This window comes from Sphingobacterium siyangense (assembly GCF_023277505.1).
Taxonomy (GTDB): Bacteria; Bacteroidota; Bacteroidia; order Sphingobacteriales; family Sphingobacteriaceae; genus Sphingobacterium; species Sphingobacterium siyangense.
The window spans coordinates 5,595,726-5,620,446 of sequence record NZ_CP080574.1 but is presented as its reverse complement, the minus strand read 5'-3'; the positions used below and the strand labels follow the sequence as shown (position 1 = coordinate 5,620,446).

Here is a 24,721-nt window from a genome sequence, read left to right as displayed (position 1 = left end):
TCACTATTCAAATACAATTGTCTTGTAATCGTTGCGCATCACACGATCTTCGCTAAGGAGACGAATTGCTCTGCTCAAAACAGCCTTTTCTATTTCTTTTCCGGCAGTTACCATATCTTTTACAGTATAGGTGTGGTTGACATGTCGTATATCCTGTACGATGATGGGGCCCTCATCGAGTTGGTCGGTAACGAAATGCGCTGTGGCGCCGATGATCTTAACTCCTCTTGCATGAGCCTGCTTGTACGGGTTGGCGCCAATAAAAGCGGGGAGAAATGAATGGTGTATGTTAACCAGTTTATTTTCAAAGGTACTGACAAACTGAGGGGACAAGATCCGCATAAACTTCGCTAAAATAATATAATCGAAATGATAGTTTTGGATTTGTGCGATCAGCTGTTTTTCGAATGTTTCCTTTGTTAGGTTTTCATGCGAGATACAATGAAATGGGATATCGAACTTTTCTGTAAAGGAGCGTAGTGATTCATAGTTACCAATTACTGCCTGCACCTCCGCTCCCCATGTTTCGAAGTGTTGTCTTACTAAGATATCGGCAAGGCAGTGATGCTCCTTGGTCACGAGGACGACGATTTTTTTGCGGTTATTGGGGTTTATTTGTATCTGAGCGGATGGAGGAAGTACTTCGGCAAGGGAATCGGAAAGCTTTTTCTGCTCAGACATGAGCCCGTTACACACGACACGCACGAAAAATTTGTTGGCTTCTTCATCCACATATTCACGCATGGTGACAATATTGAGCTGATATTTTGCTAGCGTATTTGAAATGTTGGCGACCAATCCAACGGCATCTTGACATTGGATCAGAATTAAGGTTTGGTTGTGCATGAAAGGTGGTTGTAGGTTGCTAAAAAAGCGGGTTATTTTAACCCGCTTTTTTTGTTAGTTCTTCTTCAAGGTCAACTTCAACACGTAGATTTTCGACAATATGTTTTTGTCGGTCTGGTGTGTTTTTGCCCATGTAATATTCTAATAACTGTTGAATTTTATTGTCTTTGGACAAGATAACCGGATCAAGGCGGATATCTTTTCCGATAAATAATCCGAATTCGGAAGGTGATATCTCACCTAAACCTTTGAATCGGGTAATTTCAGGCTTAGCGCCTAATTTTGCGATTGCTTTTTGTCGTTCTTCATCGGAATAACAATAGATCGTTTCCTTTTTGTTGCGGACACGGAAAAGTGGTGTCTGTAAGATGGAAACGTGACCAGCTTTGACAAGGTCTGGAAAAAACTGCAAGAAAAATGTCAATAACAACAGACGGATGTGCATTCCATCGACGTCGGCATCGGTAGCGATAACGATATTGTTGTAGCGTAATCCATCGAGACCGTCTTCAATATTAAGCGCGTGTTGTAAGAGGTTAAATTCTTCGTTTTCATAAACGATCTTTTTGGACATGCCGTAGGAGTTTAACGGTTTTCCTTTTAAACTGAAAACTGCTTGAGTCTGCACATCCCGCGATTTGGTAATGGAACCAGATGCAGAATCCCCCTCAGTGATAAACAAAGTTGTTTCTTGGTTACGTTCATTTTTATCGCTGAAGTGCACTTTACAGTCACGTAGTTTACGATTGTGCAAAGAGGCTTTCTTCGCTCTTTCGTTGGCGAGTTTTTTGATCCCGGCGATATCCTTACGTTCACGTTCAGACTGTAGAATACGTTTTTGAAGAGCATCTGCCGTAGCCGGATTTTTATGTAGGTAATCATCCAATGCTTTTTTGACAAAGTCATTGATAAATCCTCTTACAGTAGGACCTTCCGGGCCTACACTTTGAGATCCTAGCTTTGTTTTCGTCTGTGATTCGAAAACAGGTTCCTGCACTTTGATCGCGATGGCGCCGATGATTGATGAACGAATATCCGATGCGTCAAATTCTTTTTTGTAGAACTCGCGGATTGTTTTGACAAGTGCCTCACGGAAGGCAGCCTGGTGTGTTCCACCTTGCGTGGTATGCTGACCGTTGACAAAAGAATAATATTCTTCTCCGTACTGCTGGCCGTGAGTCATCGCGATTTCAATATCATCCCCCCGTAAGTGAATAATCGGATAGCGCATGGATTCAGCATCAATATTTCGTTCCAATAGATCTTTTAGTCCGTGCTCAGAAATAAACTTTTGCCCATTAAAGTTGATCGTAAGACCTGAGTTTAGAAAAACATAGTTCCAGATCATGTTTTCAACAAATTCAGGCCTATATTTATAATTCCGGAAAATAGAATCGTCGGGGTAAAATGTTACGGCTGTACCATTTCGTTGTGTTGTATCCTTTTGTTCATCGTTGACTAATTCCCCTTTGGAGAATTGGGCGATGCGCGTTATGTTTTGACGATATGACTGTACGGTAAACTGACTGGACAAAGCATTTACGGCTTTTGTACCGACACCATTTAAACCAACGGACTTTTGGAAAGCCTTACTATCATATTTACCACCTGTATTGATTTTAGAAACAACATCAACCACAGAACCAATTGGAATACCACGTCCATAATCGCGTACGGAAACTTTATTTTCGTTTACCGTGATATCAATAATTTTACCAGCGCCCATAACAAACTCATCAATCGAGTTGTCAACGACCTCTTTCAATAAAACATAGATACCATCATCATAGGCCGAACCGTCCCCTAATTTTCCAATGTACATTCCCGGACGAAGGCGAATATGCTCTTTCCAATCCAGGGACCTAATGCTGTCTTCGTTATATGTACTCATAAATTAATGTAGAACTTAGCTAACAAAAGTAAAAAAAATAAACTACGATAAGTAGTTTAAAAGGCTAAATTTTTTAGATATCGATCGTTTGCGTGCTGTTGAAGAAAATTGCCGGTTTGGGGGGAAATGTTTACATTTAGTGTAAGTAATTGTAACGAGAATAATTTATGGGATTATTTGATAAAATTAGGAATGAGTTTGTCGATATTATCGAATGGGTCGATAATAGCGCAGATACGATTGTGTGGAAGTTTCCACGGTATCAGAATGAAATAAAAATGGGTGCGCAGTTGACTGTGCGGGAAGGGCAGGCTGCGGTATTTTTGAATGAAGGTGTGGTTGCGGATGTTTTTCAGCCTGGTCGCTATGAATTGACAACACAGAATATGCCGATCATGACAACCATCAGAGGTTGGAAATACGGGTTCAATAGCCCATTCAAAGCCGATGTCTATTTTGTCAACCTTCGACAATTTGTCAATCAGAAATGGGGAACCAAAAATCCGATTATGCTGCGGGATCCTGAATTTGGACCAATTCGACTTCGGGCTTTCGGTAATTTCTCCTTTCAGGTGAAGGATGTTACTATTTTTATGAAACAGCTGGTTGCGACGACGCCTGTTTTTACTGTTGAAGATATCACAGAGCAGCTTCGAAATATTGCGGTATCGCGTGGGATGGATGCTATTGCTGAGTCGAAGATACCAGCCTTAGACCTCGCATCCAACTATGATGAAGTTTCGGCTTTGATACAACAAAAAATTGGGGTTGATTTTGAGGAGTTGGGTTTGAGCTTAACGAAATTCTTAATCGAAAATATTTCATTCCCAGAAGAGGTGGAAAAAGCGCTTGATAAGCGAAGCAGTATGGGGGTCGTTGGTAATCTAGGGGCATATGCCCAATTTCAAGCGGCTAATTCCATGGAGAAAGCTGCTGAGAATCCCAATAGTGGGGGGATCGTAGGTGCTGGATTTGGTGCTGGGCTGGGAGCAGGAATGGTTGGTCAAATGGGTAATGTATTTCAGCAAAACAGTTTTGATGGGAATAATCCTACTGGTATGGGCTCAGCTGCTGTAGCTTCGTCTACCGGAGCCGTTGGACCGCCTCCATTGCCCAAAACGGTAGCTTATTACCTGGCCATTAAAGGTAAGCAGGAAGGGCCATTTGATCCGGAACAGCTGCGCGGTCTTGTAAAAGAGGGGACGATGACACTTGCCACCTTGGTTTGGAAAGAGGGACTTGAAAACTGGATTGAGGCTGAAAAGGTAGGCGAATTAAAGGATCTGTTTTCGCAGAACCCGCCACCGATACCAGGAGTTTAGGATAAAACGGACGACCGAGTTTTATGAGTTTTGAAGAAAAAACCTCCGAAATAGAGCAGGGGTTAAAATGCCAGGGCTGTGGTGCTATTTTGACTTATCAGCCTGGTACTTCCTATTTAGAGTGTTCCTATTGTGGAACTAGGAATGAAATAGCGGATCAGCTACCGGAAGATGGGCATATTGAATCTACAGATTATAAAGTTTTTGGACAAGCAATGGAAGGAGTCGCTGATGAGCGCTATAGCTATTTGGCTGAAGTTGTGCATTGTAGTAACTGTGGCGCAAACTCGCGTTTGAATCCTCATGTTACGGCAGATTTATGTGCTTTTTGTGCTTCACCTTTGGTAATTGACCATCAGCAAAAGCGTATTGTGAAGCCACATGGTCTTGTTCCCTTTTCCGTTGATTACAAAAATGCTTTTGGGCTATTGACACAATGGGCCGGTAAGATATGGTTCGCTCCGAATGACTTTAAGCGAATTTTTAATTCAAGAAATGATCGTTTAAAAGGAGTGTATATACCATTTTGGTCCTATGATGCAGATGTACATTCTGATTACGTCGGGTCACGTGGAGAGTATTATTATGTGACGCGTACAAGACGCAATTCGGATGGTGAGACGGAAGAATACGAAGAAAGACGAACAAATTGGTATCCAGCTTCAGGTAGTATCTATAGTCAATTTAAGGATATTGTCATTTCGGGATCAACATCTCTTCCCGAAAAGTTCTCTGATAAAATCGGACCTTGGAATTTGGGCTATCTAAAACCTTTCAATGAGCAATATTTAAGTGGCTTTATCGCTGAAACTTTTAGTGTGGATCATGTAAAAGCGGCGGAAACTGCCCGGACTATTATGGATCGGGAAATCGAACGTCAGGTTGAGAATGACATCGGTGGTGATACACAGGATATTGATTCTATTGATAGCGATTTTAAATCCATTAAATTGAAGTATATTCTTTTACCTGTATGGTTATCAGCTTATCAGTACAAAGGAAAGAGTTATCAGATCATGGTCAATGCATTTAACGGTAAAGTTTATGGACAAAGACCTTATAGCTTTTGGAAAATCGCTTTTTTGGTATTGGCGATCATTATTGTTTTATATCTCTTGAGTTTTATGGGATAACAAAAAAGGTTATAAAAAAAGCGCTGTTCTCAATAAAAGAGAACAGCGCTTTTTTTATGCTAATCGTCTTGACTATTTGTTTAGTGAAAGTAGGAATCCGATCGTGAAATTGGCATCCCAATCAAATACGAAGGTGTCGCAATTGGTTGCATCTTTAATTGCTTTATAGATGTTGACACCGCTCTTTGTTTTTACTTTATCTGTTTTGTAAGATGCTGGATCGTTCAAAACCGTAAAACGCTCTTCACCTTGGCGTGTCTGTGATGCTAGTTCAAAAGGAACCCCGCCTATAATAAAACAAACCTCTCTTTTATTTGAAGGAATTTTCTCGCCTAATTTTTTTACTTCTGTATAGACAGCGTCATCTTTAAGGTCTTTTTCATAATATTTTGCACCGGGTGCTTCTACCGATTTTGTGTCACCGTCAATCCAGGAAATTTTGGTGTTACCGGAGCCAATGTCAACAACAAATGAATTATCTTCGTAAGCTTTCGGTAGGACAGATTTTAACGCTAATTTTCCTTCTTGCTCCGCTGTAACCAAGTTGACCACAAAGCCCATTTTTCTTAGTTCAGCACTGATAACTGAAGTTTTAGGTTCTTTTTGAGCTCCGGAGCTAATGACGAAATGTATGTTTTTGGATTTGACGCCTTTGTCGAGCATCATGCCTATATAATCTTTTAATCCTTTACGGATGTCTTCCGTATTTGCCAATCCTTCGTAGGCAAATGACTTTCCAAAGTCTTTGGAAATGATCTCCCAGCGATTTTCTTTGTCCATATTGACGACAAAGGAATTGAAACCCGAAGCGCCCACTTCAACGACACCCTTGTATTCGCCGTCGACTGGTTTTTCGGGTTGATAGTTGAATGAACGAGTCGTTTCTGAGCCTGATGAAGGTGCGGCCGCATGACCATTATTGCTTGTTGAATCTGTTGTTTGGACTGTCGAATTAGCATCAAATTTGCCCGATTGAATGGCCCAATAACCGATTGCGAGAATAGGTAAGGCGATGATAATTGCTTTGATTGGCCATCTTAATCTTGCCCATGTTGATTTTTCTTCCATAATGTTCGTATAATAAGTTTGATTTTAGTTAATATTAATCGAGTAATGTAAATCCTTTATCTACTTTTTCTTCGGGTTTGAGTTCATAGCTGGCATCGGCCATTTGCGTTACGTTTAATACATTTAGATTACGTTCGTCAACTTTGCGGATAAACTCTTCCAGTTCACCTTGAGTAGGCGTGCCACCCACGGTGATGTTGTTGTTTTGATCCAAGAAATCAAGATTCGATCGGATAGAGGCAATATTTTGACTGATGGCACCTGTTGCTGCATTCATGGCCTCTTGAAATGCCCAGCCATCTTTAATATTGAACACATCGGCTAGGCCATCGGTGGCATTTTTCATCTTTTGAGTGGCTTCTAGCTTCTTGGAAATAATGGAAATGCTGCTATCCAAGGTGCTGACATAGATACGCGCTGCGCTTTCATTATCTTTTAGGACTTCCAATACTTTTGCAAATTGATTGGCATATTGGACATAACTGCGCGCATTTTGCTCTTCAGATTCACCTTCTTTTCCCAATAGAAATGCTTTGGTACGTGTTTCTTTGGCATCTCTTGCATAAGCATTTGCCTTCTCTGCATTATTTTTGCTCGTTTCCTCCTTTGATTTCTCGTCGAGATTAGCCGCTTCAGCGGTGAAACGTTTCGCATAGGTGTACTTCTCTTCGGCTGTTTTTTGAGCAGTTTCACCGCTTTGAATCATGTCGATGCGGACACCGTCTACATTGCTGATTTTTTCCTTCACGCGTTTCAGGGTGTCTTTTGCATCTCTTGATAACAGTTGTAAGGTTTCGATAGGGTTATTTCTAATGATGGATTTTTCACCTTTAAAAAGTAGGACGGTTCCCAATCGGTGCAATAGTGCAATGATCTTTGGGGCTAGCAATAATAAGGTAATCAGGATTATACTGAATATCACAAAAAGTATACTTTTTCCGGCATATTCCAGCATAATCGGTAAGTACTTGAAAAAAGCAAAGGCTCCACCAAGTAAAAGTGCCCAAAAGAAGATCGACGAAGCTGTCTTCTTCGCTTCTGGTGATTTTAATTGTGCAGGCAGATGATCGCCCAGTACTTGAAATATCGGAAGTTGCGTTTTTATCTCAGCGGGAATATTAACATACTGATCTTTTCTTTCCATTGATTTATTTTTATGTTATTGATTGATTAATCATATGCAATGCAGTGTTGATTTCGGTGACCACTTCATCAACGGCCGCGTTGCCGATGTTTATTTTTTGTTCGATATCTTTAATTCTTGGTTCGTACTTTTCATTAATTTGACCCAAAGCGAGTTGTTTTTTCTGTAGGTCATCTTGCAATTTGGCGATATTATCCGTTATTGTTTTGATTTCAGTGTTCAGATTTGCAATCTCCATGGTTCGGTCTTGTTCAGTCTTTTTCTTTTCAGCCTGTTTTTGTTCCGATTCTTTGGCAATGGTTTCTTTCAGTTTATTAGCATAATTTGTGCCAGTTGCTACCAGTTTATCCTTGGTTAACGACCTGTCTACAAATTTCAGTGAAGTATAGGCTGCTTTTAATGTGTTTTCCTCTACTTTTCCCATTGCGGCAGCAGCATTCCATACTTCGAAAAAATCTACACCCTGTTCGTTGAGTTTTTCAAGAATGGCATAGACCTTTAATTTCATTTCTTTGAGGTCGGTTGTTCCGTCATTGGCTGTTATAGGGATTGGGGGCGGTGTTTTTCCAGTTGGAGCCTGGACCGTCGGCGATGAATATGCCGGTGGTACCTGCGGTCTTTCAGGAGCGGCATTAGTGGTCGGAGCCGGTGGGGCTTGTGCCGGCGGAGTTTGCTGCGGCTGATCGTCCTCAAAAATTAATTTCTTCAGACTGTTTAATATACTGGATCCTCTTTTAGTATCGTCGTTGCTCATCATGTCATAGTTGATTATATCTCTACTAAAATAATAAAAATTAATATTCTCTTCTAATGAATTGCGTTATGGAACACCTGAAATGGACATGGGGTGGAGGAGCTTGGATAAAAGCGATGAAATGCAAATTAGGGAGAGTGAATCGGCTGCTATGGCGCTTTATGTTTGGGGTAAAAACAAAGATTCCCAATTGTTGATTGGGAATCTTTGTTTGGGCGGTAACGGTCTTGTGGGACTATTATCTGCCAAAATCATCTTGTACGCGAACAATATCGTCTTCATCAGAAGGATTGTTGGCATCTGTGTGCTGCCAGATCTCGGCTAAAATACCGAAGCCATCCAATCCAATTAAACGGTGACGTTGCCCTTGACGCAATCTAATCGTTTCGCCTTCTTTCAATGTTGAAACAACCGATTCTTCATCTGTGTCAGAAACCATAACGCCTACGTTACCTTGGATAACACGCCAGATTTCGGCACGACGGTGGTGATATTGCCATGAAAGTCTTTTCTCTGGTGCAACAATTAAAATTTTTGGACTTAATTTCCCTGAGATTCTTAATTCTTGTACATCCATTCCGCCGAAGTACTCATCGGCAAATTCTTGTGCTTGGGATTCGTCGATAACGAAAAATCCTCCCCAAGGGCGTGCAGCATCTGATTTATCAATACGAAAACCTTTGGATGTCAGCATTTCCTGTACTTTTTCAAACAATGCGATTTTATCTATAGCCATATTAAAAATTCTAAAAATTTGTTATTCGTTAATTCAGTTGCTAAATATAAAAAAAATCCATTAATATTTTAAGTTAACCGTTTTAGCTTTATCTAAATACGTTATAATGGAGCTGTTTTGGATATCCCTAGCTATAATATGTCGCGTGAAGTTAAAAATGAAATTGCTAATTTTGTGATCAATCTAATTTCAGGATATGTCAAACTTTCAAGTCGATCGGGAAAATACTGCATTTATGCAGGCTGTTGCTTTTGTTAACCAAACGAACCAAAACATATTTATAACAGGAAAGGCTGGTACAGGAAAAACGACGTTCTTGAAGTATATTCGTGAGCATAGCTACAAGAAGATGGCTATTACGGCACCCACGGGCGTCGCAGCGATGAATGCGGGCGGAACCACTTTACATTCTTTATTTTGGCTTCCATTTGGAACCTTTATAGAAGATTATGAATTACGTTGGGACGAGCAGGATAGTCATATTTACAATAAATCACGTTTATTCAGTACGATTAAATTGACCAAGCAGCGCAGGGCTATCTTGCAGGAACTTGAGCTTTTGGTGATTGATGAGGTTTCAATGGTCCGGGCAGATACATTGGATGCGATTAATGTGATCCTGCAATCTGTTCGTCGCGATATGCGGCCTTTTGGTGGTTTACAAGTATTGTTTATCGGAGATTTGTATCAGTTGCCACCAGTAGTGAAAGACGCCGAATGGAATGTTTTACGGGATCATTATTCTTCTGTTTTCTTCTTTAACGCTAAAATTTTAAGGGATAATCCGTTGGTGATGTTAGAGCTTAATAAAATCTATCGTCAGCAAGATGAGGGTTTTATTTCCATATTAAATGCCATACGAAACAATCAATGTACCAGTGACATGCTCACGACCTTAAATGGTTACTATCAGCAGGACTTTGTTCCAAATGAAGAGGAGCAGTATATTACATTGACCTCCCATAATCGAAATGCTGATGAAATAAACGGAGCCAAGTTGGCCTCATTATCAGGTAAAATGTTAAATCTTAAGGCTGTTGTCAAAGATGATTTTGCGCAGGGGTCCTACCCTGCTGAAGAAACGTTGTCTTTAAAAATAGGGGCGCAGGTGATGTTTATTCGAAACGATTCGGGAGATGAACGTAAATATTACAATGGAAAGATCGGTACGGTAAAGGACATCGATACGGTACAGGGCACAGTAACAGTTACATTTCCTGATGGGTCGGAATCTGTAACGGTAAAAAGAGAGACTTGGGAGAATATTCGGTATAATTACGACAAGGGGCAAGATCAGATTAAGGAGGAGATATTGGGTACATTTTCGCAATTTCCACTTCGACTGGCCTGGGCTATCACCATTCATAAAAGCCAGGGCTTAACTTTTCAAAAAGCAATCATCGACGCAGGGACCTCTTTTGCCGCGGGACAGGTGTACGTTGCATTGAGCCGTTTAACGAGTTTAGATGGGCTTGTATTAAAATCGATCATCCCTTCTTATGCTATCCGTACAGATTACCAAGTTGTCGAATTTGCGCAGCGTGCTCAGGGACAGGTTGATGTAAATGAGATTTTGGAGCAATGCCAGCGGAATTATCTTGGCCAGATTTTAATGCATGGTTTCCGTTGGGACGGTCTATTGGCCGAGACTTCGGAGCTGCTGAAATCACTTGAAGAGCGTAATATTGATGGAAAGGAACAAGCAGTACTATTTTTTCAACAATTGGTCAAGCACCTTCAGACCCAGGAGAAAGTTGCACATAAGTTTATTGTTGTATTGTATGATTTGTTGCGGGATAAAAACGCGATCGACTATGATGTAATTTGTGAACGTTCTACTGCTGCGGTCAATTGGTTTTTACCGAAAATGGATGTAGATCTGATTGAGGCCTTAACCAAACATATTGAAGAGTATCAGATACGAAAACGTACGAAGAAATATATTGATGAGTTAAAAGCACTATTGCTTGATTACAAGCGAAAACGCGAGCAGTTGCAGCATTGTCTGCTTATTGCTGAAACGCTTTCAAAACGGGAAGATTTTCAAACAGCGATGCTCGATGTTGCTGCCAGTGTGAAGACCAAAGAAAAAGACGAATTGGCTGCACAAAGTGCAGATGAAGAAGGACCTAAGAAGTTGGATACAAAGGAGATTTCCTTAGAAATGTTTAAGGATGGGATGAGTATTGCTGATATAGCTGTTAAGCGCGGGATGGTCGCTGGTACGATATATGGACATTTAATTAACTTTGTTGGTACGGAAGTGGAAGCAACAGAGTTGATCGAGCAGGATAAGTTGGATCGTATTCTTGGTGTTATTCGTGCAAATCCGGATAAGTCTTCTTCGGAACTTAAAATGCTTTTGGGGGCAGATATTGATTATCCGGATATTAAAATTGGACAAAAAGTTTTGGGATTGTAGGCAATAAAAATTTATAGCGTATATTTGTAACAAATTGTGTGATATAGTTTGTTGAAAGCCCATTGATAACCTTAAGATTGCTTATGGAAAACAAGAAAGATCCTAACAAGTGGCTTGTGCTGACGACTATTTCAACCCAGATGGTTTTTACCATTTACGCATTTTATTTATTAGGGGATTGGCTGGACGGTAAGTTTCATGCTGAGAACCAACTATGGATGAAGATCTGTACCCTTGGAGGGATTGGAATTTCTCTATATCAAGTCATTAGACAAGTGAATCGATTAAACGATAGATGATAGTATATATAAAGCAGGCCCTTATTTTATTTTTTGTTGCGGTATTAATTTTTGCCGTTCATTTCTTTTTGTTAAAGTCTTTTGATGGTATACATTCCCTGGAAGATCTACATTTTCCATTGTATGAAATTTATATTTTTCAACTGATATTATCCGTGATCATCATGGTGGGGATAAGTTACTGTTCGCAGAAATTTCCGCAATATGTTGGTTTTGTTTTCTTGGGATTATTGACTTTAAAGTTTGTCCTAAATTATGTTTATATCCATAATGGGTTGGCAAAACCGCAGGCTGATATTTTAAAATATAACTATTTGATCGTTGTCGTTTTATTCCTTTTTTACGATGTTATATTTGCTTACAAGGCTTTAAACAAATCCTAAGGGAGAAAACGATAGTTTTTTCAAAAAAATGTAATATTAAAGTAGCTTTTGTGCTTTATATATAGTATTTTCGCAAAAAATTTTAAATAACATAATAGTAGTATCGTGAGTCTTAAAAGAACACTTCAATTTTTAGCAGTTATTCTGTTTGCAGTTGCGCCATTTTTAACAAAGGCGAATGAGGATGCACACGGAGAAAAATCGCAGGCTGAGGAAATCAATAGCCATATTGAGCATCACTTACAAGATGATTATTATTTTAGCTTCTTTTCGGATGAAGAGACAGGTAAACATTATGGTTTTTCATTGCCGGTAATTTTGATCGATAATGGCTTGAAAGTTTTTATGGCTTCGGCATTCGATCACGGTAATAAAGTTGCTGAGGTTGGCGGTCAATATTATGCATTGTATCACGGGAAAATTTATAAGACTGATGCTACTGGTAATTTGACTGGTCATGAGTATCGTAAAAATGCTGATGGTAGCTATGTTATGACTATAAATGAAGATGGAAAAGAAGAGAAAAAGGAATTTGAAACTTCCTATGTGATTGGTTCTCATGAAATTCATGATGCTGTCGATTTTCATCCATCTGTAGCGATGCCTTTAGATTTTTCGATCACTAAAAGTGTTGTTGGTTTGTTTTTGGCTGCATTTTTAATGTTTTGGGCATTTATTAGTTTGGCTAAAACATATAAAAAAGGTGCTAACAATTTACCTAAAGGTGTTGGACGTGTATTGGAGCCTTTGGTTATCTATGTACGTGATGAGATGGCTATTCCAAACATTGGTCATCGTTACAAGGAATTCATGCCTTATTTATTGTCTGTATTCTTTTTGATCTGGATTTTAAACTTGGTTGGTTTGACACCACTAGGGTTTAACGTTACAGGAAACATTACAGTAACTTTATGTTTGGCTCTTTTTACATTCTTAATTGTGAATATCAAAGCAAACGCAAACTACTGGAAGCATATTTTTTGGATGCCAGGAGTTCCGGTTCCATTTAAATTTGTTTTAGCGCCAATTGAGGTATTGGGATTGTTTACAAAACCATTCTCTTTGATGGTACGTTTGTTTGCAAATATTACAGCTGGTCACACGGTCGTAATGGGACTGATTGCAATTGTTTATTTATTGCAACACCAATTGACAGTAGTGGGTAGTATCGGTGTTTCCATGTTCTTGACAATCTTCTTGATGGTTATCGAATTATTGGTAGCATTCTTACAAGCATTTATTTTTACGATGTTGTCATCCTTATTTATCGGTATGGCTGTTGAAGAACATCACGATCATTAATTAGTAAATTTTTTAATTATTCAAATCATACATTATGTACAATTTAATTGGAGCCGGTTTAATCGTTATCGGTGCAGGTTTAGGTTTAGGTAAAATTGGTGGTTCTGCAATGGAAGCTATCGCTCGTCAACCAGAAGCAGCATCTAAAATCCAAACTGCAATGATTATCATTGGTGCCTTACTTGAAGGTTTAGCATTCGGTGCTTTATTATTAGGTAAATAGTCACAACGGTTTTATGGTATAACCTGCAACGGTTGGTTGCAGGTTATATTATTCCTGAATCTTAAAAAATAAGAATTATCATTATATAGTATAACAATGGATAAATTAATACATTCGTTTTCGTACGGTTTGTTTTTTTGGATGGTCATCGTCCTTGTGGTTATTATCTTTTTATTAGGTAAATTCGCATGGAAACCAATTGTTGATGCCCTAGACGAACGTGAAAAAGGTATTGCAAGTGCTTTGGAGGCTGCTGAAAAAGCTAAATTAGAAATGGCTCGTTTAACAAATGAGAACGAACAATTACTAAAAGAAGCTCGCGCAGAACGCGATGTTATCCTTAAGGAAGCAAAAGAACTTAAAGATAAGATTGTAGCCGAGGCAAAAACTCAGGCACAGGCTGAAGGTGCAAAATTGATTGCACAAGCAAAAATCGAGATCAACGAACAAAAGAACAAAGCTTTGGCAGAGGTTAAGTCTCAGGTTTCTTCTTTGTCTTTGGATATTGCTCGTAAAGTGTTAAACAAAGAATTTGAGGACCAAGGAAAGCAAGAAGCTTTAGTAGCAGATTTGCTTAATGACGTTAAATTGAACTAATCCGGTCACTCAAATTACGAAATAGAATTATGTCAGTATTTAAAGTAGCATCAAGATACGCTAAGTCATTAATCGACTTGGCTAGCGAGCAAGGCTCACTGGAAACAATCAAGGCGGATATGGATTCATTCATTGCTGTTTTGAAATCCAGTACAGAATTGCAAGCGGTTTTTGCCAATCCTATTGTTCCTTTGGACAAGAAGAAAAACATATTGGATGCGCTATTTAAAGATAAGATCAATCCAAATATCTTGGCATTCTTTAAGATCATGATCAATAAAGGTCGTGGCGAGATTGTTTATGCCACTGCTCAAGAATTTATTCGTGAGTACAACGAGGTAAAAGGAATTGTGAAAGCTACAGTTACATCTGCAGCGCCGCTTTCTGAAGCTAATTTGACAGCGATGAAAGATGTACTTGCGAAAGAAACCAACGCTCAAGTGATATTGATCAATAAAGTTGATCATAGTTTGATCGGTGGATTTGTAGTCAATATCGGCGATCGCCAAATTGATGCAAGTATTGCTGGTAAGTTGAATAAATTGGAAAGATATTTGAATCAGAATAATTAATTTGTTCTGATACTTGAAGTAAAATAAATCAAAAAACCCCTTATAATAATTAAAATGATAGAGGTAAGACCAGATGAAGTTTCGGCAATTCTAAGAGAGCAATTGTCGGGCTTTAAATCAGAAGCCGAACTAGAGGAAGTGGGTACCGTACTTGCTGTGGGTGACGGTATTGCTCGTATTTACGGCTTAACTAAAGTTCAGTCCGGTGAGTTGGTTGAATTTGATAACGGATTACAAGGTATTGTATTAAACTTAGAAGAAGACAACGTTGGTGTTGTACTTTTAGGTCCTTCTGATGAGATCAAAGAAGGAGATACTATTAAACGTACCAACCGTATTGCATCCATCAAAGTTGGTGAAGGCTTGTTGGGACGTGTTGTAAATACTTTAGGTCAACCAATCGATGGTAAAGGACCTATTCAAGGTGATTTGTATGAAATGCCTATCGAGCGTAAAGCTCCAGGTGTTATCTACCGTCAACCGGTAACTGAGCCATTACAAACAGGTATCAAAGCGATCGATGCGATGATTCCAGTTGGTCGTGGTCAACGTGAGTTGGTTATTGGTGACCGTCAGACAGGTAAAACAGCTGTTTGTATCGATACAATCTTGAACCAAAAAGAATTCTATGATGCAGGAGAACCTGTATTTTGTATCTATGTTGCCGTAGGTCAAAAGAATTCTACAGTTGCGAATATCGTGCGTACATTGGAGGAAAGAGGTGCTATGGCTTATACAGTAGTTGTTGCTGCATCTGCTGCTGATCCTGCTCCACTTCAGTTCTATGCGCCAATGGCAGGTGCTGCTATCGGAGAGTTTTTCCGTGATACAGGCCGTCCAGCATTGATCGTTTATGATGATTTGTCTAAACAAGCGGTAGCTTACCGTGAGGTTTCGTTATTGTTACGTCGTCCACCGGGCCGCGAAGCATACCCAGGTGACGTATTTTATCTACACAGCCGTTTGTTGGAGCGTGCAGCGAAAATCAACTCTTCAGATGATATCGCACGCAATATGAATGATCTACCTGAATCGATCAAACACTTGGTGAAAGGTGGTGGTTCATTAACTGCGCTTCCGATCATTGAAACCCAAGCTGGTGACGTTTCAGCGTATATCCCAACCAACGTAATTTCAATTACAGATGGTCAGATCTTCTTGGAGTCTAACTTGTTTAACGCAGGTATCCGTCCAGCGATCAACGTAGGTATCTCTGTATCTCGTGTAGGTGGTAATGCGCAGATCAAACCGATGAAAAAGGTATCCGGTACATTAAAGTTGGATCAAGCTCAGTACCGTGAATTGGAAGCTTTTGCGAAATTCGGTTCTGATCTAGATGCTGCTACTAAATCTGTCTTGGATAAAGGTGTTCGTAACGTTGAGATCTTGAAACAAGGTCAATACTCTCCGGTTTCTGTTGAGAAGCAAGTGGCGATCATTTATATCGGAACTAAAGGTTTATTGCGTAATGTTCCTGTAAATAAAGTGAGAGAATTTGAAGAAGAATTCTTGACTCAATTGGAACAACGTCATCCAGAAGTATTGTCAGCTTTTAAAGCGAATAAGTTCTCCGATGAATTAACTGCAGTATTAGAAACAGTAGCTAAGGATTTAGCATCAAAATATTAATAGTAATGAGTATTTGGTATTGAGTCTATCGACAAGGCTCGATACTCAATACTAGGTACTTAATACTTAAAACAAATATGGCAAATTTAAAAGAAGTAAGAAACCGGATTACCTCGGTATCATCAACACAGCAGATCACGAAAGCTATGAAAATGGTTTCGGCTGCTAAATTGAAGCGCGCTACTAACGCTATCTTACAATTGCGCCCATATGCGAATAAACTAAGAGATATTTTGGCGGATGTTTCTGCGAGTGTTGAGGGAAGTAACTCTCCTTTTACAGTAGACCGCGAGCCAAATAAGGTGTTGATCGTTGTTGTTTCTTCTAACAGAGGTTTGGCTGGAGCATTCAACGCAAATGTTATCAAAGCGACTAATAACTTGATCTTTAACAAATATGCCGAGCAACATGCAAAGGGTAATTTGAGTATCATTGGTATTGGTAAAAAGGGTTATGACTTCTACTCGAAACGTAACTTCAATATGGTAGCTAATCACTCTGATTTGTTTTCTGATTTAAATTTTGGTTCTGTATCTGTGGTGACTGAATTTATCATGGAACAATTCAAAGAAGGTAATTTTGATCGTGTTGAAGTGGTCTATAATCAGTTCAAAAATGCAGCAGTTCAAGAGTTGACTGCAGAGCAGATTTTACCATTATTACCTGCGGAGGAAAACAAGCAACATACGCATAAAGCAAAAATAGAAGCTGAGGTGGATTATATCATCGAGCCTTCCAAAGAGAAGATTATCGAGGAGTTGATTCCTAAAGCAATCAAGATTCAATTATACAAAGCTGTTTTAGATTCGAATGCCTCTGAACATGGAGCACGTATGACGGCAATGGATAAAGCTACAGAGAATGCTGGTGACTTAATCAAATCACTTAAGCTATCTTACAACCAGGCACGTCAAGCTGCAATTACAACAGAATTGACGGAGATCGTATCTGGTGCAGCAGCATTATCAAACGGATAATTTTTTTATTCCGAAATATATAGAAAAAGGGCTAATCACACATGATCAGCCCTTTTTCTATATACGCTATTATCTACCATCGAATTAAGGCTGAACCCCAGGTAAATCCTGCTCCAAAAGCTGCCAAACATACGAGATCACCGTCTTTAATCTTTCCTTCTTCCCAAGCCTCGCATAGTGCTATCGGTACAGAAGCCGCAGTGGTATTCCCATATTTCTGAATATTGTTGAATACCTGATCTTCCCTTAATCCAAGAGTTTTCTGTACAAATTGCGAAATGCGAAGATTGGCCTGGTGTGGAATCAATAAATCGATATCACTGGTTTTTAAATTATTTTTTGCCAGCGCTTCATGAATGACCTCAGGAAATTTGACAACAGCTTTTTTGAAGACGGCCTGGCCATCCATATTTGGAAACGCAGTTCCATCTTCGAGCATCTCTTTGGTCATTAATAATCCGCCCAATTCCTGATCCGGCCAATTGGGCATTTTATCTAACCAAATTCCACTGGAAGCTCCGGGGTAATACATCGCTAGCTTTTCGGCTTCGGCTCCATCTGAATGTAAGTGCGTGCTCAGGATTCCTTTGCCATTTTCGGTTGTAGGCTGCACAACTACTGCTCCGGCACCATCTCCGAAAATCACGGAAACGGCTCGTCCTCTCGTAGAAAAGTCAAGCGCAAAAGAGTGTTTCTCCGAACCAACCACTAGCACATTTTTGTACATCCCTGTTTTGACAAATTGATCGGCAATAGAAAGCGCATATATAAAACCAGAACATTGGTTTCTAATATCCAGTGCCCCGATCTCCTTCATCTTCATTTCCCGTTGCAGTAGAACGGCGCAGCCTGGGAAATAATAATCTGGCGATAAGGTGGCAAAGATGATGAAGTCGACATCTTCAGGTGTAATATGGGCTCGTTCGATGGCAATTTTAGCTGCTTCGACCCCCATAGTGGTGGTGGTTTCGCCTATTCGGTCTGCATATCTACGTTCTTTAATGCCAGTTCGTTCTTGAATCCATTCGTCACTGGTATCCATAAAGCGTGTTAGGTCATTATTGGTATATACGTTTTTTGGGACGTAATAGCCAATTCCTGCAATTTTTGACTGTAACATAATAAATTCCTCTAATTGATTGTATTCTTCCCTTTTATATTATCGTTAATTTAGAAAAAAATATTCTATTTTTGCAGCATGGGTACCCAAACTGCTGAAGAAACCTTTACGTTAGAAGAGATATTAGCCTCTGTGAAAGAGTCTAATCGCCTCATTTTGTGGAATGATGAAACCAATACGTTTGAACATGTGATTCATTGTCTCATCTATCATTTACAATATACCGAGAAGCAAGCTGAGAAGATTGCCTGGAAAGTACATACTGAGGGGAAATGTGCTGTACTGGAGGGTACTTATACGGAGATGGAGATCTATCGTAAAATTCTGAAAGCCGAGGGATTGACTGTTTCTGTGGAGTAATTTGCTATTCTTTTGTTACCGTAATAATATGGTTACGCTTCAATTTTGTCTGTAAGTTTTAGTTTTCTTTGCACTATAACTTATAAACTAAGCTGAAGCATGTTTTTTTACGCTAAATCGTTTAAATCTTTCTTATTTGTATTCTTTTTACCTGTTGTTCTTTTTGCTCAAACAGGTCAAATCAAAGCTATTTTAGTCGATAGCGAAACTTCTAAACCTATTTCATCGGCTAGTGTCGCGCTCTTGGACGCCTATAGTAACGTCTTTGTTAAGGGGGGACAGTCTGTATCCCAAGGATTCCTTTTGTTGTCTGATATTAAACCTGGTAAATATAATGTCCGTATTACTTATGTTGGCTACGAGACACAAACCATTGATAGTATAGAGGTCTTAGGAAGTAAAAGCAAGGACTTAGGTCGAATTGCTTTGAAATCTACAGGTAATATGTTGAACGAAGTTGTTATTGAAGGAAGAGCTCCTGCCATGCAAATTGGTATAGACCGTAAAACCTTCAATGTTGGCGAGAGTTTGGTCAGCGCGGGTGGAACAGCGACCGATGTGCTTGCGAATGTCCCCACTTTGCAAGTTGATCAGGATGGATCGGTCAGTTTGCGTGGATCAAGTAGTGTGAAGATTTTAATCGACGGACGGGAGTCTGCCTTAGCAGGAAATGATGTAACTTCTTTGCTTCAGAGTCTACCTGCCAATTCAATTGAAAAAGTTGAAGTCATCACAAATCCATCCTCTAAATATGATGCAGAGGGCCAAACTGGGATTATCAATATCGTTTTAAAGAAAAATATTCGAACAGGGCTGAACGGATCGATAAATACATCCGCTGGTTCTTATGATAATTATATGGCTGGTATAACATTGAATTATCGTGATCGGAAATTCAATTACTTCGGATCCTATAACTTCAATAAACGAAACATGTTGGGAAGTGGGAAAACGGACAACAGGTTTTTTGGGGATAGCACGCGTAATTATAGCGAATCCGAATCGTCAAGAAAGGGCAATAGCCATACGGTAAAAGCTGGGTTTGATTATAATATGTCAGACCGTACTTCATTGAGTTTTTCGGGTAATTTAAGTATACGTGATAACAAGCGAATAGAAGACTTGAATTACGAGTTCTTTAAGCAATCGCAGATGACAGGAACGAGTGTTCGAAATTCAACACAATTTGAAGATGATCTTGGTTATGAATTAAACGCCGATTTTAGACATCAATTTAAGCGAGAAGGAGAGGAGTTGACGGGGAATGCAAGTTATGGGAGAGATAAGGAAGATGGTACAAATGATTTTTCTCAAAATTACACCGATGGGCGGAAGGCCACCTCACGGAAGAATGTTACGTCTGAGGATGGTAAGAATATCAATCTTCAATTGGATTATGTTTTACCTTTCTCCGAGGTAAGCAAATTCGAGGCAGGCTACAGGTCTCAAATCAGAAAGTCATTTGATACACAATTTTCCAGATCACTCGATTCTTTAGGTAATTATGTGCCGGATTATAGAATCAGCAACGATTTTGATTTTACGAGTACTGTCCATGCGATTTATGCGAATTATCAAAATAAATTAACAGATAAAATTGGCTATCAAATTGGACTCCGGGGAGAGCAATTTGAACTCAAGTCCACCTATTTCTCCAAGGATCCAGCTGCAGTGGAAATGGAATCCAATGCTAAACAGAAATTTTTCAGGTTATATCCAACACTGTTTTTAACCTACGATGTTGGTGAAAATGGGGATAAAGTTCAATTTAGCTACTCGCGCCGTGTTCAACGGGCTCGTGGTTGGCAAGTTAACCCATTTTTAAACGTATCCGATGATTTGAATTATCGTCAGGGAAATCCGAATCTGAAACCGGAAGATGTACACAGTTTGGAAATGAGCTTTGCCAAAACCTTTGGTAAAGTAAACCTCATATCTTCTGCCTATTTCAATCACGCAAGTGAGGTTATTCAGCCATTTGTTTACAAGATAGAGGATGGAAGAACATACAGTAGATGGGAGAATATGACCAGTCGTAATCTTTCGGGTTTTGAGTTTATTTCAAAAGTCAACGCAACGAAGGATTTTGACTTTACATTTAATCTCAATTTGATCCACATTCAGTATAATGCAAACCCGGACTACGATATTAAAGAACGAAAGGATTTCGCTTATAATGCTAATCTGACCGCTAATTATCGTTTTACACCAACGTTTTCTGCTCAAATGAGAGGCGAGTATAATTCTTCGCGTGTAATGGCTCAGGGGCAGATGAATGCCATGAAAGGTATGGATCTAGCCTTAAAAAAAGATGTGTTCAAGAAGAAAGCTTCAATTATGTTGAATGTGAGAGATGTATTTAATTCGCGAAAAATGAATGGTGTGACGGAGACTGCTCAACTTATATCAGATTTTGAGCACCGTTGGATGAAGAGGATGGTAACCTTATCACTTTCCTATCGGTTTGGTAGCCAAGATTTAAACAAATCAAAGAAAAAAGTGTCGAATACAAATGAAATGGGTGGCGGAGAGGAATATTAAAAAATATTCCTCTTTATACACTCAAATGCTTAAATTTAATTTTAAAACAAACCTAAAACTAAAAAGAATGAAGTTATTAAAAACAGTTCTTGCGGTATCGGTGATTGCTTTTTCAGCACATCTTAATACTGCCGTAGCGCAAGCAAAAAAAGAGGTTCCTGCTTACAAAATCTTAGATTTACCCCGTGTAGATATCAAGAAATTTAAAAAGAATAAAGCTGGGGCCTATGTTATTTTTGATGGTACTTCCATGGAAGGCTGGAGAGGATATGATAAGACAGTAGTGCCAAAAAGATGGGTAATTAATGAGGGAGCGATCAAATTTGATAGTCAAGCCAATGTTGGTAAAGAAGAAGGTGGTGACTTGGTCTTTGCTCATGATTTCAAGAATTTCGAATTGGAGATGGAATGGAAAGTTGCTAAAGGAGCAAATTCAGGTATCTTCTTTTTAGCGAAGGAAGTGGAAGGACAACCGATTTATATCTCGTCTCCAGAATGTCAGGTTTTGGACAATGAGAACCATCCTGATGCTAAAATGGGTGTAGATGGAAACCGTAAATCGACATCATTGTACGATATGATCCCTGCTAAGCCTCAGAATGGTAAACCGTATGGCGAGTGGAATAAAGTTAAGATCAGAGTAAACAATGGCAAGGTAGAGCATTTTCAAAATGGTGTAAAGGTTGTTGAATATACATTATGGGATAAGTCCTGGATTGATTTATTGCAAAAAAGTAAATTCAGTGAGGAAAAATGGCCTTTGGCTTTTGAATTGTTGAGCCATGTTGGTGGCGATAGCAAATCGGGGCTTATCGGTCTTCAGGATCATGGAAATGATGTATGGTTTAAGAATATTACCGTTAAGGTTCTAAAATAGAAAAAGTAGCTTTAAGCTGCTTTTTCTATTTTCTATAGTATCGATTGTAATTCTTTCAAGTCGATAATCATATGTGATACATCGTCTGGTTTTTCAATAACATTTGGGTTAAAGAAAATGGCGTCCATGCCTACATTTACGGCTCCACGGATGTCGGCGTCAAGGTTATCTCCGATCATCAGTGATTGCTGGGCTTGCGCTTGAGCAGTCGTCATAGCAAACTCAAATATTCGGGGATCCGGTTTATTCACACCGATGACTTCTGAAATAAAAATATGTTTGAAGTATTTGTTTAGGTTGCTCTTTTCCAGTTTGGTCTCACAGGCCTCTTTAAAACCATTAGATATCAGGTGAAGATTGTATCTGTCACCCAAATAAGCCAAGGTTTCATGTGCATGGGGAAACAGGTTTGTTTTTTTTGGACAGATAGCGAGATAATCCAGTTCGAATTCTTCAGGAAACAACTCTGGATCCACACCGAGCTCGGTAAAGGTATCTGCAAAGCGAGCTTTCCTGAGTTCTGGTTTTGAAATCTTTCCGTGATGATAGAGTCCCCAAAGTCGATGATTGTTAACTGTATAAGTTTCTATAAAACGAGTGGATGACTCTTGATTAAACAAGTGATCAAACTTGTATTTAAAATATAGCTCGTGCAGACTTTCTTCGGCATTTTTATCAAAATCCCATATGGTATGATCTAGGTCGAAGAAAATGTCTTTTTTCTCGTGATTAAACATATGCAAAATTAAAACAAATTAACCTGAAATTCCAAGTCAGTTAGGTTATCTAGTAATGAAATTAAAGGTCACTTTTATCGATATCGGGTTTCCGATGGTTTATATACTGTTTGGTGATTTTAGTCTTATTGCGAATCGGTTAATTTTCTTCTTTGTGTCATAATCCTTCGGATATTTCCGAATACATGGGTGAATACCTATTTTTGTCACATGAAGAAAGCGCTGTTACTCTTTTATTTTCTATTGTTCTATGCGGTTATGCAACTGATATGGTGGGGGGTGATGTTTATCCGTTTTGATCCGAGTAAAAAGAACATGATCATAGGAGAGGGAATATTCTTCTTGATTATTTTCTTGTGGGGTGCATGGCGGTTGAAGCGGCTGGTTGAGAGGGAGCAGAAACTGCTTCAACAACAGCAGAACTTTCTTTTGGCTATTACGCATGAACTTAAATCGCCATTGGCTTCCGTCAAATTGTATATTCAAACTATTTTGAGGCGTGATCTTGACAAAGAGCAACAACAAACGTTCTTGAGAAACTCGCTGAAGGATATCGAGCGTTTGGATGATCTGGTGGAAAATGTATTGATGACAACCAAGTTGGACAGCCGAAATTACAGTATGCCGAAGGAGGATTTTAATTTTACTGCTTTGGTAGAACAGGTTGTAGATAGGCTTCAGAAGAATTCCTGTAGTTCACAAGTTTTGAAACCTTATTTGGAAGCGGATATCATTATTCATGCAGATAAGTTTGCGATTAGTAATGTGGTTACTAATCTGATAGAAAATGCAATTAAGTATTCGCCGGCATGTGCTATGGTGGATGTGAAATTATATACGGAGAATAATAAAATAATTTTTTCTGTTGCTGACCATGGTATCGGTATCAGTGATGAAGAGAAAAAACTTATCTTTAATAAGTTTTATCGCGTGGGAAGTGAGGCAACACGAAAAACCAAAGGCACAGGTTTGGGGTTATATATCGTGAAAACCGTATTGCAGAAGCACGACGCGACCATAAAAGTTAAAGATAACACTCCTAAAGGGAGTATTTTTGAAGTAACATTTGAAAGAAATGCAAAGTAAACAAAGAATATTACTTGTCGAAGATGAAGAACACTTGTTAGAAGCTATCAAGTTGAATCTCGAAATGGAAGGCTACCGTGTTACTACGGCTACCGATGGAAAAAAAGCACTAAAAGTCTTCAAGGAGGAACGTTTCAACTTGGTGGTTTTGGATGTGATGATTCCCGAAATTGATGGATTCCAAGTGGCTGAAACTATTCGACTGCAAAACACTGAGGTTCCTATCATGTTTTTAACTGCGAAAAATAGCAGTGAGGATCGAATTACGGGTCTTAAGAAAGGGGCGGATGATTATCTGGTAAAACCTTTCAACTTAGAAGAATTGATTCTTCGTGTTGGAAATTTGGTGCGTCGTGGCATGAAACCAGACGATTTGAAAGAACTAAATTCTTATCAAATTGGTGATAAAACGATCTATTTTAATTCGTATGAGCTACATCATGCAGATGGCACGATCACTTCGTTGACAAAGAAGGAAACCATGCTGTTGAAACTGTTGATTGAACGACGGAATGAGGCCGTATCCCGGGAACAAATATTGGAGACCGTATGGAATTACGATGTTTACCCATCTACACGTACCATCGACAATTTTATCTTAACCTTCCGGAAATATTTCGAACCAGATCAAAAGCATCCGATTTATTTCCATTCTATCAGAGGTGTTGGTTATAAGTTTACCGACAATAACGCATAGGTAGA

24 protein-coding genes are annotated in these 24,721 nt (G+C 39.2%); 16 read left to right on the top strand and 8 right to left on the bottom strand.

Going from position 1 to position 24,721, the window contains the following annotated elements:
• Positions 1-3: 3 nt before the first annotated feature.
• Together purU and K2F45_RS23760 are read right to left on the bottom strand one after the other, a co-directional pair.
• Entirely contained in the window at positions 4-846 is an 843-nt protein-coding gene (gene purU, locus K2F45_RS23765) for a formyltetrahydrofolate deformylase (RefSeq protein WP_075994180.1), read from the bottom strand.
• A 37-nt stretch (positions 847-883) separates the two neighbouring features.
• On the bottom strand, positions 884-2,737 hold the full coding sequence (locus tag K2F45_RS23760; protein WP_075994179.1) for a DNA topoisomerase IV subunit B: 1,854 nt from the start codon (positions 2,735-2,737) through the stop codon (positions 884-886).
• Between the two features lie 167 nt (positions 2,738-2,904).
• On the opposite strand from K2F45_RS23760, the gene K2F45_RS23755 reads away from it, so the two are divergent.
• Together K2F45_RS23755 and K2F45_RS23750 are read left to right on the top strand one after the other, a co-directional pair.
• Positions 2,905-4,059, top strand: coding sequence for an SPFH domain-containing protein (locus K2F45_RS23755; RefSeq protein WP_075994178.1), 1,155 nt, complete (start codon positions 2,905-2,907; stop codon positions 4,057-4,059).
• A gap of 23 nt (positions 4,060-4,082) precedes the next feature.
• On the top strand, positions 4,083-5,192 hold the full coding sequence (locus K2F45_RS23750; protein WP_075994177.1) for a TFIIB-type zinc ribbon-containing protein: 1,110 nt from the start codon (positions 4,083-4,085) through the stop codon (positions 5,190-5,192).
• 72 nt (positions 5,193-5,264) lie between these two features.
• On the opposite strand, the gene K2F45_RS23745 is transcribed toward K2F45_RS23750, so the two are convergent.
• The 4 genes from K2F45_RS23745 to K2F45_RS23730 all read right to left on the bottom strand — a co-directional run bounded on the left by K2F45_RS23745 (position 5,265) and on the right by K2F45_RS23730 (position 8,894).
• Positions 5,265-6,260: a hypothetical protein gene (locus K2F45_RS23745; RefSeq protein ID WP_145327949.1), complete on the bottom strand. Its 996-nt coding sequence runs from the start codon at positions 6,258-6,260 to the stop codon at positions 5,265-5,267.
• A 34-nt stretch (positions 6,261-6,294) separates the two neighbouring features.
• A complete protein-coding gene (locus K2F45_RS23740; protein WP_088162938.1) occupies positions 6,295-7,404 on the bottom strand; it encodes a hypothetical protein in 1,110 nt (369 codons plus the stop codon).
• 10 nt (positions 7,405-7,414) lie between these two features.
• Positions 7,415-8,161 carry a hypothetical protein gene (locus tag K2F45_RS23735; protein ID WP_145327950.1) on the bottom strand — a complete coding sequence of 249 codons (747 nt, stop codon included), beginning with the start codon at positions 8,159-8,161 and terminating at the stop codon, positions 7,415-7,417.
• Between the two features lie 235 nt (positions 8,162-8,396).
• The gene (locus K2F45_RS23730; RefSeq protein WP_046671961.1) at positions 8,397-8,894 is read right to left on the bottom strand and encodes a cupin domain-containing protein; all 498 of its coding nucleotides are present in this window, start codon (positions 8,892-8,894) and stop codon (positions 8,397-8,399) included.
• A 196-nt stretch (positions 8,895-9,090) separates the two neighbouring features.
• Here K2F45_RS23730 and K2F45_RS23725 point away from each other — a divergent pair, with 196 nt between their 5' ends.
• From K2F45_RS23725 to atpG, 9 genes are all read left to right on the top strand, one after another.
• Positions 9,091-11,316 (top strand): helix-turn-helix domain-containing protein, encoded by a 2,226-nt coding sequence (locus K2F45_RS23725; protein ID WP_145327951.1) that lies wholly within the window; start codon positions 9,091-9,093, stop codon positions 11,314-11,316.
• A gap of 83 nt (positions 11,317-11,399) precedes the next feature.
• Positions 11,400-11,615 carry an AtpZ/AtpI family protein gene (locus K2F45_RS27555; protein ID WP_075994172.1) on the top strand — a complete coding sequence of 72 codons (216 nt, stop codon included), beginning with the start codon at positions 11,400-11,402 and terminating at the stop codon, positions 11,613-11,615.
• Positions 11,612-11,998, top strand: a complete 387-nt coding sequence (locus tag K2F45_RS23720; protein ID WP_075994171.1) for a hypothetical protein — start codon at positions 11,612-11,614, stop codon at positions 11,996-11,998. The genes K2F45_RS27555 and K2F45_RS23720 overlap by 4 nt, the downstream gene beginning before the upstream one ends.
• A gap of 105 nt (positions 11,999-12,103) precedes the next feature.
• Entirely contained in the window at positions 12,104-13,300 is a 1,197-nt protein-coding gene (gene atpB, locus K2F45_RS23715) for a F0F1 ATP synthase subunit A (RefSeq protein WP_248932536.1), read from the top strand.
• 34 nt (positions 13,301-13,334) lie between these two features.
• Positions 13,335-13,523, top strand: a complete 189-nt coding sequence (gene atpE / locus K2F45_RS23710) for an ATP synthase F0 subunit C (RefSeq protein ID WP_021188666.1) — start codon at positions 13,335-13,337, stop codon at positions 13,521-13,523.
• 96 nt (positions 13,524-13,619) lie between these two features.
• On the top strand, positions 13,620-14,120 hold the full coding sequence (locus K2F45_RS23705) for a F0F1 ATP synthase subunit B (RefSeq protein WP_046671966.1): 501 nt from the start codon (positions 13,620-13,622) through the stop codon (positions 14,118-14,120).
• A gap of 29 nt (positions 14,121-14,149) precedes the next feature.
• On the top strand, positions 14,150-14,692 hold the full coding sequence (gene atpH / locus K2F45_RS23700; protein WP_248932535.1) for an ATP synthase F1 subunit delta: 543 nt from the start codon (positions 14,150-14,152) through the stop codon (positions 14,690-14,692).
• Between the two features lie 54 nt (positions 14,693-14,746).
• The gene (atpA, locus tag K2F45_RS23695) at positions 14,747-16,321 is read left to right on the top strand and encodes a F0F1 ATP synthase subunit alpha (protein ID WP_075994168.1); all 1,575 of its coding nucleotides are present in this window, start codon (positions 14,747-14,749) and stop codon (positions 16,319-16,321) included.
• Positions 16,322-16,398: 77 nt separating this feature from the next.
• Positions 16,399-17,298 (top strand): ATP synthase F1 subunit gamma, encoded by a 900-nt coding sequence (atpG, locus tag K2F45_RS23690; RefSeq protein WP_120333225.1) that lies wholly within the window; start codon positions 16,399-16,401, stop codon positions 17,296-17,298.
• A gap of 73 nt (positions 17,299-17,371) precedes the next feature.
• On the opposite strand, the gene K2F45_RS23685 is transcribed toward atpG, so the two are convergent.
• Positions 17,372-18,418, bottom strand: coding sequence for a 3-oxoacyl-ACP synthase III family protein (locus K2F45_RS23685; RefSeq protein WP_088162933.1), 1,047 nt, complete (start codon positions 18,416-18,418; stop codon positions 17,372-17,374).
• Between the two features lie 78 nt (positions 18,419-18,496).
• Between K2F45_RS23685 and K2F45_RS23680 the strand changes: the two genes are divergently transcribed.
• The 3 genes from K2F45_RS23680 (at position 18,497) to K2F45_RS23670 (ending at position 22,196) form a co-directional block, all read left to right on the top strand.
• Positions 18,497-18,778, top strand: coding sequence for an ATP-dependent Clp protease adaptor ClpS (locus K2F45_RS23680; RefSeq protein WP_046671971.1), 282 nt, complete (start codon positions 18,497-18,499; stop codon positions 18,776-18,778).
• Between the two features lie 99 nt (positions 18,779-18,877).
• Positions 18,878-21,319 carry a TonB-dependent receptor gene (locus tag K2F45_RS23675; RefSeq protein WP_248932534.1) on the top strand — a complete coding sequence of 814 codons (2,442 nt, stop codon included), beginning with the start codon at positions 18,878-18,880 and terminating at the stop codon, positions 21,317-21,319.
• Between the two features lie 67 nt (positions 21,320-21,386).
• The gene (locus tag K2F45_RS23670) at positions 21,387-22,196 is read left to right on the top strand and encodes a 3-keto-disaccharide hydrolase (protein ID WP_083663849.1); all 810 of its coding nucleotides are present in this window, start codon (positions 21,387-21,389) and stop codon (positions 22,194-22,196) included.
• Between the two features lie 32 nt (positions 22,197-22,228).
• On the opposite strand, the gene K2F45_RS23665 is transcribed toward K2F45_RS23670, so the two are convergent.
• A complete protein-coding gene (locus tag K2F45_RS23665; protein WP_088162931.1) occupies positions 22,229-22,933 on the bottom strand; it encodes a YjjG family noncanonical pyrimidine nucleotidase in 705 nt (234 codons plus the stop codon).
• 210 nt (positions 22,934-23,143) lie between these two features.
• Between K2F45_RS23665 and K2F45_RS23660 the strand changes: the two genes are divergently transcribed.
• Complete coding sequence (locus K2F45_RS23660) at positions 23,144-24,019, top strand: sensor histidine kinase (RefSeq protein ID WP_088162930.1); 876 nt, start codon at positions 23,144-23,146, stop codon at positions 24,017-24,019.
• On the top strand, positions 24,009-24,716 hold the full coding sequence (locus K2F45_RS23655; RefSeq protein WP_070563139.1) for a response regulator transcription factor: 708 nt from the start codon (positions 24,009-24,011) through the stop codon (positions 24,714-24,716). The genes K2F45_RS23660 and K2F45_RS23655 overlap by 11 nt, the downstream gene beginning before the upstream one ends.
• Positions 24,717-24,721 lie beyond the last annotated feature (5 nt).